This window comes from Citrobacter sp. C6_1 (genome assembly GCF_014596835.2).
Lineage (GTDB): Bacteria > Pseudomonadota > Gammaproteobacteria > Enterobacterales > Enterobacteriaceae > Citrobacter > Citrobacter pasteurii.
This window is the reverse complement of the sequence record NZ_CP115031.1, coordinates 3,723,791-3,739,554: the sequence shown is the minus strand read 5'-3', so window position 1 is coordinate 3,739,554 and position 15,764 is coordinate 3,723,791. Positions and strand designations below refer to the sequence as shown.

At 52.2% G+C, this 15,764-nt stretch carries 14 protein-coding genes, 1 tRNA gene and 2 rRNA genes; 9 read left to right on the top strand and 8 right to left on the bottom strand.

Translation table 11 applies throughout. The features are described from left to right. Positions 1-21: 21 nt before the first annotated feature. Both IB196_RS18055 and tilS read left to right on the top strand, forming a co-directional pair. Positions 22-411 carry a VOC family protein gene (locus tag IB196_RS18055; protein ID WP_040230033.1) on the top strand — a complete coding sequence of 130 codons (390 nt, stop codon included), beginning with the start codon at positions 22-24 and terminating at the stop codon, positions 409-411. Between the two features lie 61 nt (positions 412-472). Further along, positions 473-1,765, top strand: a complete 1,293-nt coding sequence (gene tilS, locus IB196_RS18050; RefSeq protein ID WP_040230034.1) for a tRNA lysidine(34) synthetase TilS — start codon at positions 473-475, stop codon at positions 1,763-1,765. A 64-nt stretch (positions 1,766-1,829) separates the two neighbouring features. Here tilS and rof read toward each other — a convergent pair whose 3' ends face one another. Both rof and IB196_RS18040 read right to left on the bottom strand, forming a co-directional pair. Then, positions 1,830-2,090 carry a Rho-binding antiterminator gene (gene rof, locus IB196_RS18045; protein WP_040230035.1) on the bottom strand — a complete coding sequence of 87 codons (261 nt, stop codon included), beginning with the start codon at positions 2,088-2,090 and terminating at the stop codon, positions 1,830-1,832. After that, the gene (locus IB196_RS18040) at positions 2,077-2,277 is read right to left on the bottom strand and encodes a YaeP family protein (RefSeq protein WP_005132083.1); all 201 of its coding nucleotides are present in this window, start codon (positions 2,275-2,277) and stop codon (positions 2,077-2,079) included. Before IB196_RS18040 ends, rof begins: the two co-directional genes overlap by 14 nt. Positions 2,278-2,476: 199 nt before the next feature. Between IB196_RS18040 and IB196_RS18035 the strand changes: the two genes are divergently transcribed. From IB196_RS18035 to nlpE, 3 genes are read left to right on the top strand one after another with little or no spacing between them, the layout of a single operon-like run. Continuing rightward, positions 2,477-3,022 carry a YaeQ family protein gene (locus IB196_RS18035; protein WP_040230036.1) on the top strand — a complete coding sequence of 182 codons (546 nt, stop codon included), beginning with the start codon at positions 2,477-2,479 and terminating at the stop codon, positions 3,020-3,022. Continuing rightward, positions 3,019-3,441, top strand: coding sequence for an alternative ribosome rescue aminoacyl-tRNA hydrolase ArfB (gene arfB, locus IB196_RS18030; protein WP_182290986.1), 423 nt, complete (start codon positions 3,019-3,021; stop codon positions 3,439-3,441). The genes IB196_RS18035 and arfB overlap by 4 nt, the downstream gene beginning before the upstream one ends. Before the next feature lie 30 nt (positions 3,442-3,471). Then, the gene (gene nlpE / locus IB196_RS18025; protein WP_137378478.1) at positions 3,472-4,170 is read left to right on the top strand and encodes an envelope stress response activation lipoprotein NlpE; all 699 of its coding nucleotides are present in this window, start codon (positions 3,472-3,474) and stop codon (positions 4,168-4,170) included. A 43-nt stretch (positions 4,171-4,213) separates the two neighbouring features. Here the strand turns inward: nlpE and proS are convergent, their stop codons facing one another. From proS to metN, 6 genes are all read right to left on the bottom strand, one after another. After that, on the bottom strand, positions 4,214-5,932 hold the full coding sequence (gene proS / locus IB196_RS18020) for a proline--tRNA ligase (protein WP_040230039.1): 1,719 nt from the start codon (positions 5,930-5,932) through the stop codon (positions 4,214-4,216). Positions 5,933-6,042: 110 nt separating this feature from the next. Beyond that, complete coding sequence (gene tsaA, locus IB196_RS18015; RefSeq protein WP_005132077.1) at positions 6,043-6,750, bottom strand: tRNA (N6-threonylcarbamoyladenosine(37)-N6)-methyltransferase TrmO; 708 nt, start codon at positions 6,748-6,750, stop codon at positions 6,043-6,045. Beyond that, the gene (rcsF, locus tag IB196_RS18010; RefSeq protein ID WP_040230040.1) at positions 6,747-7,151 is read right to left on the bottom strand and encodes an Rcs stress response system protein RcsF; all 405 of its coding nucleotides are present in this window, start codon (positions 7,149-7,151) and stop codon (positions 6,747-6,749) included. The genes tsaA and rcsF overlap by 4 nt, the downstream gene beginning before the upstream one ends. 116 nt (positions 7,152-7,267) lie before the next feature. Next, positions 7,268-8,083, bottom strand: coding sequence for a methionine ABC transporter substrate-binding lipoprotein MetQ (metQ, locus tag IB196_RS18005; protein ID WP_003829145.1), 816 nt, complete (start codon positions 8,081-8,083; stop codon positions 7,268-7,270). 44 nt (positions 8,084-8,127) lie between these two features. Continuing rightward, positions 8,128-8,781, bottom strand: coding sequence for a methionine ABC transporter permease MetI (locus IB196_RS18000; RefSeq protein WP_005132073.1), 654 nt, complete (start codon positions 8,779-8,781; stop codon positions 8,128-8,130). Then, on the bottom strand, positions 8,774-9,805 hold the full coding sequence (gene metN / locus IB196_RS17995; RefSeq protein WP_005132072.1) for a methionine ABC transporter ATP-binding protein MetN: 1,032 nt from the start codon (positions 9,803-9,805) through the stop codon (positions 8,774-8,776). The genes IB196_RS18000 and metN overlap by 8 nt, the downstream gene beginning before the upstream one ends. A gap of 189 nt (positions 9,806-9,994) precedes the next feature. Between metN and gmhB the strand changes: the two genes are divergently transcribed. From gmhB to IB196_RS17975, 4 genes are all read left to right on the top strand, one after another. After that, positions 9,995-10,561, top strand: a complete 567-nt coding sequence (gene gmhB, locus IB196_RS17990; RefSeq protein WP_005132069.1) for a D-glycero-beta-D-manno-heptose 1,7-bisphosphate 7-phosphatase — start codon at positions 9,995-9,997, stop codon at positions 10,559-10,561. Positions 10,562-10,926: 365 nt separating this feature from the next. Beyond that, positions 10,927-12,468: ribosomal RNA gene (locus IB196_RS17985) — 16S ribosomal RNA — on the top strand. 85 nt (positions 12,469-12,553) lie between these two features. After that, positions 12,554-12,629, top strand: a tRNA-Glu gene (locus tag IB196_RS17980). Between the two features lie 211 nt (positions 12,630-12,840). Continuing rightward, a 23S ribosomal RNA gene (locus IB196_RS17975) occupies positions 12,841-15,747 on the top strand. Together the 16S and 23S rRNA genes with 1 tRNA gene alongside form the textbook arrangement of a ribosomal RNA operon. Positions 15,748-15,764 lie beyond the last annotated feature (17 nt).

Here is a 15,764-nt window from a genome sequence, read left to right as displayed (position 1 = left end):
AAAATTAAAGAGGCGAAGAACATGCTGGGGTTAAAACAGGTTCACCATATTGCCATTATTGCGACGGACTACAGGGCCAGTAAGGCATTTTACTGCGATGTATTAGGCTTCACGTTAATGAGTGAAGCCTACCGGGAAGAGCGTGATTCCTGGAAAGGCGACTTGGCATTGAACGGTCAGTATGTGATTGAGCTTTTTTCTTTTCCATTTCCGCCGTGCCGCCCGAGCCGACCGGAAGCCTGTGGTTTACGCCATCTGGCGTTCAGCGTCGAGGATGTGGAGAAGTCGATTGCTTATCTGGAGGCCCATCATGTGAAATGCGAGCCGGTACGCATCGATCCGTTTACCAGCAAACGTTTTACGTTTTTTAACGATCCAGACGGATTACCGCTTGAACTGTACGAGCTGTAAGGCTTGTCATTGTGGCGTTAGCCCGGTAACGTGCCGGGCAATGCCATTGTAAGCAACCATCATGACGACACTCACGCTGAACACTTCACTTCTGAACACTAACGCGATCCTCGTTGCCTTTAGCGGCGGCCTCGACTCTACCGTACTACTGCATCAGTTGGTGCTGTGGCGAGCGCAGCATCCTGATGTCACCCTACGCGCAATCCATATTCATCACGGATTAAGCCCGCACGCAGACAGTTGGGTACAGCACTGTGAGTCGGTATGTGCGCAGTGGCAGGTGCCGCTGGTGGTTGAACGGGTCCATCTTGAGGATGATGGCCTGGGCATCGAAGCGCAGGCGCGACGCGCGCGCTATCAGGCATTTGCGCAGATCTTACTCCCGGGCGAGGTGCTGATGACCGCCCAGCATCTCGATGACCAGTGTGAAACATTCCTGCTGGCGCTTAAGCGCGGCAGTGGTCCCGCCGGACTATCCGCCATGGGAGAAAGCTCACCGTTTGCCGGAACTCAATTGATTCGACCGTTGCTGGCGCAAACGCGAGAAGCGCTTGAAGCATGGGCGCGACAGCATGAATTATGCTGGATAGAAGATGAAAGCAATCAGGATGATACCTACGATCGCAATTTTCTCAGATTGCGCGTTACCCCATTACTCCAACAGCGCTGGCCGCACTTCGCACAAGCCACTGCTCGCAGCGCCGCGCTGTGCGCTGAGCAGGAGAGCTTACTGGATGAATTGCTGGCCAGCGATTTAGCCAGGTGCGTCACATCCCATGACACACTGTTGCTGGCGCCGTTAATGGTGATGAGCAACGTGCGGCGTGCCGCTCTGCTTCGCCGTTGGCTGGCGGGATTAAATGCGCCGATGCCTTCCCGTGATGCGTTAGAACGTATCTGGCAGGAAGTCGCGTTGGCACGTGAAGACGCATCGCCCTGTTTTCGCCTCGGTGAGTATGACGTCCGTCGTTATCAGTCACAGCTGTGGTGGGTGAAGTCGGTTGGCGGTCAAAGTGAAACCGTCATTCCGTGGCAATTCTGGAAAACGCCGTTGGCGCTGCCAGTTGGGTTAGGCTCGGTGCAGCTCATCCCTGCTGGTGAATTGCGTATGCCACAAGCGGATGAAGCCGTCAGCATTCGTTTTAAAGCGCCTGGGTTATTGCATATTGTCGGGCGCAACGGTGGGCGTAAGCTTAAAAAAATCTGGCAGGAGCAGGGGATTCCTCCCTGGCGGCGAGATACGACGCCATTACTGTTTTACGGTGACACGCTGATTGCGGCAGCAGGGGTTTTCGTGACACATGAAGGGCTGGCAAAAGGTGAAGAAGGGGTGAGTCTGGTGTGGCGTGCCTGATGGCGCGGCGCTTATCAGGCCTACGTATCGTATGGAAAGTAGGCCGGATAAGGTGCAAGAAAGGTTAAGATTCGCTGACCACCACGGTACCGATTTGTGGGTGACTGAAACTGGCAATTTTGTCGAGGCGAAGCTCACGGGTTTCACCCGAGACATCGGCGACCAGATATTCCACATTTTTGCGGGAAACCAGGTCATTTGCTTTTGCCTGTAGAACTTCGCCATCTTTGAGCGTCAGCGTCAGTAACAAATGGTGCTGGCAGGCGAGTTCAAGATTGTCGTAATCATCACAGTTGATGGGTTGATACGTTTCATTCATTGACATAATCGCTCACCAGTAAGTTCGCGGCAGCATAGGCCGCCTTTTCCCTGACCGACTCTGAAAGGGCGCTGTCTGCCGCCACTTCATTAAGTACCTTCAATACGCAACCCAGCGCATCCGGGACATACCCTAAGTCTCCGCTGGCGATTTCCGCGTACCGCTTGCGTATTAACTCACAATATTTTTCCACATGCCCTCCTGTCAGCACTCTGACTTAACCGTGGATGCAAGTCTAAGCCTACGAAGATAAACTCTGTTTAGCAAGGTGACTATACCATACTCATTCAAGCAATATCAGCGCCTTGATAGACGGTACACACGTTAGTCGTTAGCAGCCTTTTGCCGCCGTTTTCGCTACAATGTGCGCCTGATTCGAAAGGAGTTCTCTCATGGCGCTTAAAGCGACAATTTATAAAGCCGTTGTCAACGTCGCGGATCTTGACCGCAACCAGTTTCTTGACGCGGCCTTGACGCTGGCGCGTCACCCTTCAGAAACCCAGGAACGCATGATGCTGCGTCTGCTGGCCTGGATTAAATATGCCGATGAACGGCTGCAGTTCACGCGTGGTTTAAGCGCTGAAGACGAACCCGAAGCATGGTTGCGCAACGACCATCTGGGTATCGATCTTTGGATTGAACTGGGCCTACCGGATGAGCGCCGTATTAAGAAAGCCTGCACCCAGTCCGGTGAGGTAGCCCTGTTTGCTTACAACAGTCGAGCTGCCCAGATCTGGTGGCAGCAAAACCAGAGCAAGTGTGCGCAGTTTAAAAATCTTACCGTGTGGTATCTGGATGATGAACAACTGGCACAACTGAGTGACTTTGCCGGTCGTACAATGGCACTACAGGCGACTATTCAGGATGGCGCTATCTGGCTGTCCGATTCTCAGAATAATCTGGAAATTCACCTGACCGCGTGGCAGCCGCGTTCATGATCGTTATCTCCCGAAATGTCTCTATCCCAGATAACGAGCTGGAAATCACGGCGATTCGGGCACAGGGCGCGGGCGGTCAGCACGTTAATAAGACCTCGACGGCTATCCATTTGCGCTTTGACATTCGGGCCTCTGGGCTGCCAGAGTATTATAAGGAACGCCTGTTGGCTGCCAGTCATCATCTGATCAGCGGCGATGGTGTCATTATTATTAAGGCGCAGGAATACCGTAGCCAGGAGTTGAACCGGGAAGCGGCAATCTCCCGACTGGAGGCGGTGATAAAAGAATTAACCGCGGTGCAAAAAAGCCGGCAGGCAACTCGCCCTACGCGCGCCTCGAAAGAGCGCAGGTTGTCATCGAAGGCGCAAAAATCCACAGTGAAGGCACTGCGCGGGAAAGTTCGTCGAACGCAAGACTGACGAGCGGGAATAAAAATTTATAAGGAATTCATAGTGAAAACAGCAATATTGTCCGTAGTCGCTGCATGCACGCTCTTTTCCTTGATCGGCTGTAACAATCGCACTGAGGTCGACGCATTACAGCCAACGCGGGCGGCAGAATTAAAACCGATGCAGCAAAGTTGGCGTGGCATTTTGCCTTGCGCGGACTGCGAAGGGATTGAAACGTCGCTGTTCCTGGAAAAAGACGGCACATGGGTGATGAACGAACGCTACCAGGGCGTACGGGATGAGCCATCCTCCTTTGCGTCTTATGGGAAATGGGCGCGTACTGCCGACAAGCTGGTGCTGACGGATAGTAAAGGTGAAAAATCGTACTACCGGGCAAAAGGCGAGGCGCTGGAAATGCTCGATCGTGAAGGCAATCCGATTGAGTCGCAGTTCAACTACACCCTTCAGCCGGTTTCCGCCAGCTTACCGGTAACGCCAATGCCGATGCGGGGGATGTACTTCTATATGGCTGACGCGGCAATCTTTACCGACTGCGCAACCGGTCAACGGATGCCGGTAGCGAATAACGCTCAGCTTGAACGTGACTATTTAGCCGCGCGCACGGAAAACGGGCAATCTGTATTGCTGACGCTGGAAGCGCATTTCACAATGGAGGCGAACCCGGACACCGGCGAGAAAGTGAAAACGCTGATGGCGGATAAAGAGGCGAAATTTATCCCCGGTAAAGGATGTAATTAATTGATGTAAAAAAGGCCCTGATCGTCAGGGCCTTTTACCGGAATTAGCCTTTAATGGCTTTGACCAGATAGTCGACAATGTCGCCGGTTTTAATCAGCTGTTTCTCGCCGTTACGACGGTATTTGTATTCAATATCATCGTTATCGAGGTTACGGTCGCCGAGCACGATAGTGTGCGGAACACCGATCAGCTCCATATCGGCAAACATCACGCCTGGACGCTCTTTACGATCGTCCATCAGCACTTCGATACCCTGTGCACGCAGTTCTGCGTACAGCTTCTCAGCCAGTTCCTGCACACGGTAGGATTTGTGCATGTTCATTGGCAGAATAGCGACCTGGAACGGTGCGATGGCGTCTGGCCATACAATGCCGCGATCGTCAAAGTTCTGCTCAATAGCGGCAGCAACCACGCGAGTCACCCCGATGCCGTAGCAGCCCATGGTCAGAATCTGATTACGGCCATCTTCACCCTGAACAGCAGCTTTCATCGCTTCAGAATACTTGGTACCCAACTGGAAGATGTGGCCCACTTCGATACCACGTTTAATCAGCAGTGTGCCTTTGCCATCCGGACTTGGGTCGCCTGCGACCACGTTACGGATATCTGCCACTTCCGGAGTTGCAACATCACGATCCCAGTTAATACCGAAATAGTGTTTACCATCGATGTTGGCACCAGCAGCGAAATCGCTCATTACTGCAACGGTACGATCGATAACCACGGGAATCGGCATGTTCACCGGACCAAGAGAACCCGGACCTGCTTTCACGACGGCACGGATTTCTTCTTCAGTAGCAAAAGTCAGCGGGCTGGCAACCTGCGGCAGTTTTTCTGCTTTGACTTCGTTCAGTTCGTGATCGCCGCGAACCAGCAGAGCAACCAGCGGGTAGCTGCTGCCTTCAACCGCTTTCACCAGCAGGGTTTTAACGGTTTTTTCGATCGGCAGATTAAACTGTTCAACCAGTTCCGCGATAGTTTTCGCATTCGGTGTGTCAACCAGCGTCATTTCCTGAGTGGCGGCTGCGCGGGGTTCTTTCGGCGCAACGGCTTCAGCAAATTCGATGTTGGCAGCAAAATCGGAACTGTCGGAGAATACAACGTCATCTTCGCCGCTCTGTGCCAGTACCTGGAATTCATGAGAAGCGCTACCGCCGATAGAGCCGGTATCAGCCTGTACTGCACGGAAATCCAGACCCATACGGCTGAAGATTTTGCTGTATGCGGCATACATGGCGTCGTAGGTTTCCTGCAGAGATTCCTGAGAGGTGTGGAAAGAATAGGCATCTTTCATCAGGAATTCGCGGGAACGCATCACGCCGAAGCGTGGGCGAACTTCGTCACGGAATTTCGTCTGGATCTGATAGAAGTTCAGCGGCAGCTGTTTGTAAGAGCTTAACTCATTACGGATCAGGTCGGTGATGACTTCTTCATGCGTTGGGCCGAGTACGAATGAACGATCGCCACGGTCTGCGATACGCAGCAGTTCCGGGCCGTACTGTTCCCAACGACCGCTCTCTTCCCACAGTTCAGAAGGCTGAACGACCGGCATCAACACCTCGATCGCACCGGCGTTGTTCATTTCTTCACGCACGATGTTTTCGACTTTTTTCAGGACGCGCACGCCGGTCGGCAGCCAGGTGTATAACCCGGAGGCCAGCTTGCGGATCATCCCGGCGCGCAGCATCAGCTGGTGGCTGATGACTTCGGCGTCGGCAGGTGTCTCCTTCAGAGTGGAGAGCAGATATTGGCTAGTACGCATGTTGTTACGGTTCCAGTTGAACGATCGAACAGGCTGGATGCCAGCCTGACACAAAAAAAGTGGTTTAGTTTACCAGCGAGAAAGGGATGTCAAAAGAGAAGGGCACGAAATTAGCGGGGTTCAAGCGCAAAGACTTCAAAACCTTCTTCTGTTACGCGCCAGCGCACGTTGAAATCGTGTAGCCAGACGGCATACGTTTTGCCTGTCTCTTCACCCTTACGATACGCAGGACGTGGGTCCTGCGCCAGTACTTCGCCGATAAATGTTTTCAGCAATGGATAACGTTTTTCCAGCGTCAGAAGCTGTTGTTCAACCTCTGTAGTGAAACTTACCGCCATTTCAGCAACCGGCGCATGCTGCGCGTAGCTGGCAGTGGCGTCAGGCAGTGCTTCTGCAAATGGCAGATAAGGTTTGATGTCGACCACTGGCGTTCCGTCGACCAGGTCCAGGCTACCCAGTTTCAGAATGACGCTCTCTTTGTGGCAGACAATTTCTTTTAACGCAACCAGCGACATGCCGATAGGATTAGGACGGAAGGTCGAGCGCGTGGCAAAGACGCCCATTCTGGCGTTACCGCCAAGACGGGGAGGGCGCACGGTTGGACGCCATCCACCTTCCATTGTCTGGTGAAAAACAAAAATCACCCACAAATGGCTGAATGCTTCCAGGCCGCGAACAGCATCGGCCTGGTTATAGGGCGCGAGCAAATGCAGTTCGCCGTTGGCGCTTTTCACCAGACCCGGCTGGCGTGGCACAGCGAACTTTTCTTTATAAGGAGAGCGGATAACGCCTATTTGCTCGAACTGAAAATGACTCATTTAGACGAAATGTTCAGGGCAGAACCGATGCAAACTGCCTGACGATAGCAGCCCGGTGTCCCGCTGGTAACTTCGCAGCTGTGCAGCAATACCGCATTGGCTTTCATTTTGGATGCGTTTATCTGCATGCGTTTGCGTGCGGTTGGGATACTCGGAGGTGAATCCTGGTTTGATGCCTGGCAGGACTCTCCGCTCACTTCGCCAAGATCGCGGAATGGTTTACCGACCAGATCTTCTGCATTGGTGATAATTCTGACCGGCGTCGCGCGCGGTGCTTTTGGTTTTTCCGGCTCCGCTTTTGGCGGGGTAGCGGTGCTTTGAACGGGTTCAACAGGGGATCTGCTTAACATAGAACAGCCGCTCAGCATGAGTGCTACTAAACAGATCGGTAAAGCACGCATAATATTTCCTCAATGAATGATCTAAACGTCAGATATTGAATCAGGTGCTTGCATAAATGACAAGACGGGCAAGCGCCCGTCCTGATGATATTACAGATTGTGAAAACAGCCTAAAATTACCAGCCTTTAACAGCACCGCCGTTGAAGACTTTGTTTGCCGCTTCGTAAACTTCGTCTGACTGGTATGCTTCAACGAATTTCTTCACGTTCTCAGCGTCTTTATTGTCTTCACGCGTCACGATCAGGTTTACGTATGGGGAATCTTTATCTTCAACAAAGATACCGTCTTTTGCCGGAGTCAGGCCGATCTGGCTGGCATAGGTGGTGTTGATGACTGCCAGCGCGATTTGCGCGTCATCCAGTGAGCGTGGCAACTGCGGCGCTTCCAGTTCAACCAGCTTCAGGTTTTTCGGGTTTTCAATCACGTCCAGCGCGGTCGGCAGCAGGCCAACGCCATCTTTCAGTTTAATCAAACCGACTTTCTGCAGCAGCAGCAGGGAACGGCCGAGGTTAGTCGGGTCGTTTGGAATCGCGACCTGTGAACCGTCCTGCAGTTCATCCAGTGATTTGATTTTTTTGGAATAGCCCGCAATCGGGTAAACAAAGGTATTACCTACGGCAACCAGTTTGTAACCACGATCTTTGATCTGCTGATCCAGGTACGGTTTGTGCTGGAAGGCGTTAGCATCGATATCTCCTTTGCTCAGCGCTTCATTGGGCAGGACATAATCGTTGAACGTTACCAATTCAACATCCAGACCGTATTTTTCTTTAGCCACTTTCTGGGCGACCTCAGCAACCTGCTGCTCTGCGCCAACAATAACGCCCACTTTGATGTGGTTAGGATCTTTTTCATCCTGGCCACAACCCACAAGTGCCAGAGAACCGATCAGGGCTCCAACTGCCGCAAAGGTTTTGAATTTGAACGCCATGCTTATTTCCTTTTCTTAATGAGTTTTTAGTGTTGTGTGTAACGTTATTTGTGCGTGACTGCCCGGACGATGCGATCGCCGGATAACTGAATTAAATAAACCAGAACGACGAGCAATACCAGCACTGTATTCATTACGGTAGCGTTATACCCAATGTAACCATACTGATAGCCAATCTGGCCAAGACCACCGGCACCGACAGCACCGCCCATCGCCGAGTAACCAACCAGCGTGATGAGGGTGATGGTGGCCGCATTGACCAGTCCTGGCAGCGCTTCTGGCAGTAATACCTTACGAACAATCTGCAGCGGCGTAGCGCCCATTGCACGCGAGGCTTCAATCAGCCCGGTCGGGATTTCCAGCAGGGCGTTTTCCACCATACGAGCAATAAATGGCGCGGCGCCGACGGTCAGCGGGACGATAGCGGCCTGCAGCCCGATAGAGGTGCCAACAATCATGCGGGTGAATGGAATCATCCACACCAGCAAAATAATGAACGGGATGGAACGGAAAATGTTAACCAGCGCAGAAAGCGTGCGGTACAACTTTGCGTTCTCAATGATTTGTCCTGGACGCGTCACATACAGCAGTACGCCAACGGGCAGGCCAATCACAAAGCCAAAAAAGCCGGACACAAAGGTCATTGCCAGCGTTTCCCATACGCCGCGAACCAGCAGCCAAATCATCGGCTCAGACATAACCCAGTACCTCTACTTTTACGTGGTGTTCCTGCAACCAGCTAATGGCTGCTTGTGTATCTTCTTGTGTACCGTGCATTTCAGTCAGCATGATGCCGAACTTCACGCCGCCGGCGTAATCCATCTGTGCGCTGATAATGTTGTTATTCACGTTAAAGCGACGGGCCGTCTCAGAGAGTAGCGGTGCATCGACCGAATGACCGGTGAATTCCATACGCAACATCGGCACGCTGTCGGCTTGCGGCTCTGCTTTTAAACGTTCCTGATAATCTTCCGGAATATCCAGGTGCAGCGTGGACTGGATAAACTTCTGCGCCAGTGGGGTTTTGGGGTGTGAGAACACTTCGCTGACGGTGTCCTGCTCAATCAGTTCACCATTACTGATGACCGCCACGCAGTCACAAATGCGTTTTACAACGTCCATCTCATGGGTAATCAGCAGAATGGTGAGTCCCAGGCGACGGTTAATGTCTTTCAACAATTCCAGAATCGAGCGGGTTGTTGCTGGGTCAAGGGCGCTGGTGGCTTCATCGCACAGCAGTACTTTGGGATTGCTTGCCAGAGCACGGGCGATCGCCACACGCTGTTTTTGTCCACCGGAAAGGTTGGCCGGGTAGCTGTCGTGCTTGTCGCCAAGACCGACTAAATCCAGCAGCTCTGTTACACGGCGTTTAATCTCTTCTTTTGGTGTGTTATCCAGTTCCAGCGGCAGCGCAACGTTGCCAAACACGGTGCGGGAAGAGAGCAGGTTAAAGTGTTGGAAAATCATGCCGATTTGACGGCGAGCTTTGGTCAGCTCTGACTCGGAAAGCGTCGTGAGTTCCTGACCGCCGACCTGGACGCTGCCTTCGGTTGGGCGTTCAAGTAAGTTTACGCAGCGGATGAGCGTACTTTTACCTGCACCGGAGGCGCCAATGACGCCATAAATCTGCCCGGCAGGAACGTGCAGGCTGACATTATTAAGCGCCTGAATGGTGCGAGTCCCCTGCTGGAACACTTTGGTGATATTCGAAAGTTTAATCATTGGTTATTTATTATCGTAATTAAGTTAGCCGTGGCATTTTCGTCTGTCTGGGACGGTCGAAGTCGTCAACAAGATGGATGTTAAGGCATCCAGACGTCTAAATCAATCTAGCTTTGCACGATGAGCACTTTCTTGCCCGCCGAAACATGCGATACTAGAGCCACATGCCTTATTCAGGAGCTATAAAAGGTGGCAAAGACTGTACCCGCAATTTTTCTCGACCGTGACGGCACTATTAATGTGGACCACGGTTACGTCCATGAGATCGACGAGTTCGAATTTATCGACGGCGTCATTGATGCTATGCGTGAACTTAAAAAGATGGGTTATGCGCTGATTGTCGTGACGAACCAGTCTGGTATTGCCCGTGGCAAATTTACCGAGGCACAATTCGAAACGTTGACTGAATGGATGGATTGGTCATTGGCCGATCGCGATGTTGATCTGGATGGTATCTATTATTGTCCTCATCATCCGCAGGGCACAGTCGAAGAGTACCGCCAGGTCTGCGACTGCCGTAAACCGCATCCGGGCATGTTGATCTCCGCCCGAGACTTTCTGCACATCGATATGGCTGCTTCTTATATGGTGGGCGACAAAATAGAAGATATGCAGGCGGCGACAGCTGCAAATGTAGGAACGAAGGTATTAGTGCGCACAGGCAAGCCAGTCACTCCGGAAGCAGAAAATGCGGCAGATTTAGTGCTAAATAGTCTGGCGGACCTGCCAATGGCGATAAAAAAGAAGCAAAAGTAAGCGTTATGGATAAAAGGTGAGCGGTTGAAACAAAAATGCATTTTTCCGCTTGTCTTCCTGAGTCGACTCCCTATAATGCGCCTCCATCGACACGGCGGATGTGAATCACTTCACACAAACAGCCGGTCCGGTTGAAGAGAAAAATCCTGAAATTCAGGGTTGACTCTGAAAGAGGAAAGCGTAATATACGCCACCTCGCGACAGAGCGCTAAAGCGCGTCGCAACTGCTCTTTAACAATTTATCAGACAATCTGTGTGGGCACTCGAAGATACGGATTCTTAACGTCGCAAGACGAAAAATGAATACCAAGTCTCTGAGTGAACACGTAATTCATTACGAAGTTTAATTCACGAGCATCAAACTTAAATTGAAGAGTTTGATCATGGCTCAGATTGAACGCTGGCGGCAGGCCTAACACATGCAAGTCGAACGGTAGCACAGAGGAGCTTGCTCCTTGGGTGACGAGTGGCGGACGGGTGAGTAATGTCTGGGAAACTGCCCGATGGAGGGGGATAACTACTGGAAACGGTAGCTAATACCGCATAACGTCGCAAGACCAAAGAGGGGGACCTTCGGGCCTCTTGCCATCGGATGTGCCCAGATGGGATTAGCTAGTAGGTGGGGTAACGGCTCACCTAGGCGACGATCCCTAGCTGGTCTGAGAGGATGACCAGCCACACTGGAACTGAGACACGGTCCAGACTCCTACGGGAGGCAGCAGTGGGGAATATTGCACAATGGGCGCAAGCCTGATGCAGCCATGCCGCGTGTATGAAGAAGGCCTTCGGGTTGTAAAGTACTTTCAGCGAGGAGGAAGGCGTTGTGGTTAATAACCGCAACGATTGACGTTACTCGCAGAAGAAGCACCGGCTAACTCCGTGCCAGCAGCCGCGGTAATACGGAGGGTGCAAGCGTTAATCGGAATTACTGGGCGTAAAGCGCACGCAGGCGGTCTGTCAAGTCGGATGTGAAATCCCCGGGCTCAACCTGGGAACTGCATCCGAAACTGGCAGGCTAGAGTCTTGTAGAGGGGGGTAGAATTCCAGGTGTAGCGGTGAAATGCGTAGAGATCTGGAGGAATACCGGTGGCGAAGGCGGCCCCCTGGACAAAGACTGACGCTCAGGTGCGAAAGCGTGGGGAGCAAACAGGATTAGATACCCTGGTAGTCCACGCCGTAAACGATGTCGACTTGGAGGTTGTGCCCTTGAGGCGTGGCTTCCGGAGCTAACGCGTTAAGTCGACCGCCTGGGGAGTACGGCCGCAAGGTTAAAACTCAAATGAATTGACGGGGGCCCGCACAAGCGGTGGAGCATGTGGTTTAATTCGATGCAACGCGAAGAACCTTACCTACTCTTGACATCCACGGAATTTAGCAGAGATGCTTTAGTGCCTTCGGGAACCGTGAGACAGGTGCTGCATGGCTGTCGTCAGCTCGTGTTGTGAAATGTTGGGTTAAGTCCCGCAACGAGCGCAACCCTTATCCTTTGTTGCCAGCGGTTCGGCCGGGAACTCAAAGGAGACTGCCAGTGATAAACTGGAGGAAGGTGGGGATGACGTCAAGTCATCATGGCCCTTACGAGTAGGGCTACACACGTGCTACAATGGCATATACAAAGAGAAGCGACCTCGCGAGAGCAAGCGGACCTCATAAAGTATGTCGTAGTCCGGATTGGAGTCTGCAACTCGACTCCATGAAGTCGGAATCGCTAGTAATCGTGGATCAGAATGCCACGGTGAATACGTTCCCGGGCCTTGTACACACCGCCCGTCACACCATGGGAGTGGGTTGCAAAAGAAGTAGGTAGCTTAACCTTCGGGAGGGCGCTTACCACTTTGTGATTCATGACTGGGGTGAAGTCGTAACAAGGTAACCGTAGGGGAACCTGCGGTTGGATCACCTCCTTACCTTAAAGAAACGTTCTTTGTAGTGCTCACACAGATTGTCTGATGAAAAGTAAATAGCAAGGCGTCTTGCGATTGAGACTGACACGTCCCCTTCGTCTAGAGGCCCAGGACACCGCCCTTTCACGGCGGTAACAGGGGTTCGAATCCCCTAGGGGACGCCACTTGCTGGTTTGTGTGAGTGAAAGTCGCCGACCCCAATATCTCAAAACTTACCTTCGGGTGACGTTTGAGATATTTGCTCTTTAAAAATCTGGATCAAGCTGAAAATTGAAACGACACACTGTTTCATTTCTCCGTAATAAGAAATGAAAAGCGGTGTGTTCGAGTCTCTCAAATTTTCGCAATCAGAAGTGAAACATCTTCGGGTTGTGAGGTTAAGCGACTAAGCGTACACGGTGGATGCCCTGGCAGTCAGAGGCGATGAAGGACGTGCTAATCTGCGATAAGCGTCGGTAAGGTGATATGAACCGTTATAACCGGCGATTTCCGAATGGGGAAACCCAGTGTGATTCGTCACACTATCATTACGTGAATACATAGCGTAATGAAGCGAACCGGGGGAACTGAAACATCTAAGTACCCCGAGGAAAAGAAATCAACCGAGATTCCCCCAGTAGCGGCGAGCGAACGGGGAGCAGCCCAGAGTCTGAATCAGCTTGTGTGTTAGTGGAACGGTCTGGAAAGTCCGACGGTACAGGGTGATAGTCCCGTACACCAAAATGCACAGGTTGTGAACTCGAAGAGTAGGGCGGGACACGTGGTATCCTGTCTGAATATGGGGGGACCATCCTCCAAGGCTAAATACTCCTGACTGACCGATAGTGAACCAGTACCGTGAGGGAAAGGCGAAAAGAACCCCGGCGAGGGGAGTGAAAAAGAACCTGAAACCGTGTACGTACAAGCAGTGGGAGCCTCTTAATGGGGTGACTGCGTACCTTTTGTATAATGGGTCAGCGACTTATATTCTGTAGCAAGGTTAACCGCATAGGGGAGCCGAAGGGAAACCGAGTCTTAACTGGGCGTTAAGTTGCAGGGTATAGACCCGAAACCCGGTGATCTAGCCATGGGCAGGTTGAAGGTTGGGTAACACTAACTGGAGGACCGAACCGACTAATGTTGAAAAATTAGCGGATGACTTGTGGCTGGGGGTGAAAGGCCAATCAAACCGGGAGATAGCTGGTTCTCCCCGAAAGCTATTTAGGTAGCGCCTCGTGAATTCATCTTCGGGGGTAGAGCACTGTTTCGGCTAGGGGGTCATCCCGACTTACCAACCCGATGCAAACTGCGAATACCGAAGAATGTTATCACGGGAGACACACGGCGGGTGCTAACGTCCGTCGTGAAGAGGGAAACAACCCAGACCGCCAGCTAAGGTCCCAAAGTCACAGTTAAGTGGGAAACGATGTGGGAAGGCACAGACAGCCAGGATGTTGGCTTAGAAGCAGCCATCATTTAAAGAAAGCGTAATAGCTCACTGGTCGAGTCGGCCTGCGCGGAAGATGTAACGGGGCTAAACTGTGCACCGAAGCTGCGGCAGCGACACTATGTGTTGTTGGGTAGGGGAGCGTTCTGTAAGCCGTTGAAGGTGTGTCGTGAGGCATGCTGGAGGTATCAGAAGTGCGAATGCTGACATAAGTAACGATAATGCGGGTGAAAAACCCGCACGCCGGAAGACCAAGGGTTCCTGTCCAACGTTAATCGGGGCAGGGTGAGTCGACCCCTAAGGCGAGGCCGAAAGGCGTAGTCGATGGGAAACAGGTTAATATTCCTGTACTTGGTGTTACTGCGAAGGGGGGACGGAGAAGGCTATGTTAGCCGGGCGACGGTTGTCCCGGTTTAAGCATGTAGGCGGAGGTTCCAGGTAAATCCGGTACCTTTTTAACGCTGAGGTGTGATGACGAGGCACTACGGTGCTGAAGTAACAAATGCCCTGCTTCCAGGAAAAGCCTCTAAGCATCAGGTAACACGAAATCGTACCCCAAACCGACACAGGTGGTCAGGTAGAGAATACCAAGGCGCTTGAGAGAACTCGGGTGAAGGAACTAGGCAAAATGGTGCCGTAACTTCGGGAGAAGGCACGCTGATATGTAGGTGAAGTGATTTACTCATGGAGCTGAAATCAGTCGAAGATACCAGCTGGCTGCAACTGTTTATTAAAAACACAGCACTGTGCAAACACGAAAGTGGACGTATACGGTGTGACGCCTGCCCGGTGCCGGAAGGTTAATTGATGGGGTTATCCGTAAGGAGAAGCTCTTGATCGAAGCCCCGGTAAACGGCGGCCGTAACTATAACGGTCCTAAGGTAGCGAAATTCCTTGTCGGGTAAGTTCCGACCTGCACGAATGGCGTAATGATGGCCAGGCTGTCTCCACCCGAGACTCAGTGAAATTGAACTCGCTGTGAAGATGCAGTGTACCCGCGGCAAGACGGAAAGACCCCGTGAACCTTTACTATAGCTTGACACTGAACACTGGTCCTTGATGTGTAGGATAGGTGGGAGGCTTTGAAGTGTGGACGCCAGTCTGCATGGAGCCAACCTTGAAATACCACCCTTTAATGGCTGGTGTTCTAACGTGGGCCCGTAATCCGGGTTGCGGACAGTGTCTGGTGGGTAGTTTGACTGGGGCGGTCTCCTCCTAAAGAGTAACGGAGGAGCACGAAGGTTAGCTAATCCTGGTCGGACATCAGGAGGTTAGTGCAAAGGCATAAGCTAGCTTGACTGCGAGAGTGACGGCTCGAGCAGGTGCGAAAGCAGGTCTTAGTGATCCGGTGGTTCTGAATGGAAGGGCCATCGCTCAACGGATAAAAGGTACTCCGGGGATAACAGGCTGATACCGCCCAAGAGTTCATATCGACGGCGGTGTTTGGCACCTCGATGTCGGCTCATCACATCCTGGGGCTGAAGTAGGTCCCAAGGGTATGGCTGTTCGCCATTTAAAGTGGTACGCGAGCTGGGTTTAGAACGTCGTGAGACAGTTCGGTCCCTATCTGCCGTGGGCGCTGGAGAATTGAGGGGGGCTGCTCCTAGTACGAGAGGACCGGAGTGGACGCATCACTGGTGTTCGGGTTGTCATGCCAATGGCATTGCCCGGTAGCTAAATGCGGAAGAGATAAGTGCTGAAAGCATCTAAGCACGAAACTTGCCCCGAGATGAGTTCTCCCTGAGACTGTAAGTCTCCTGAAGGAACGTTGAAGACGACGACGTTGATAGGTCGGGTGTGTAAGCGTAGCGATACGTTGAGCTAACCGATACTAATGAACCGTGAGGCTTAACCTTACAACGCCGAAGATGTT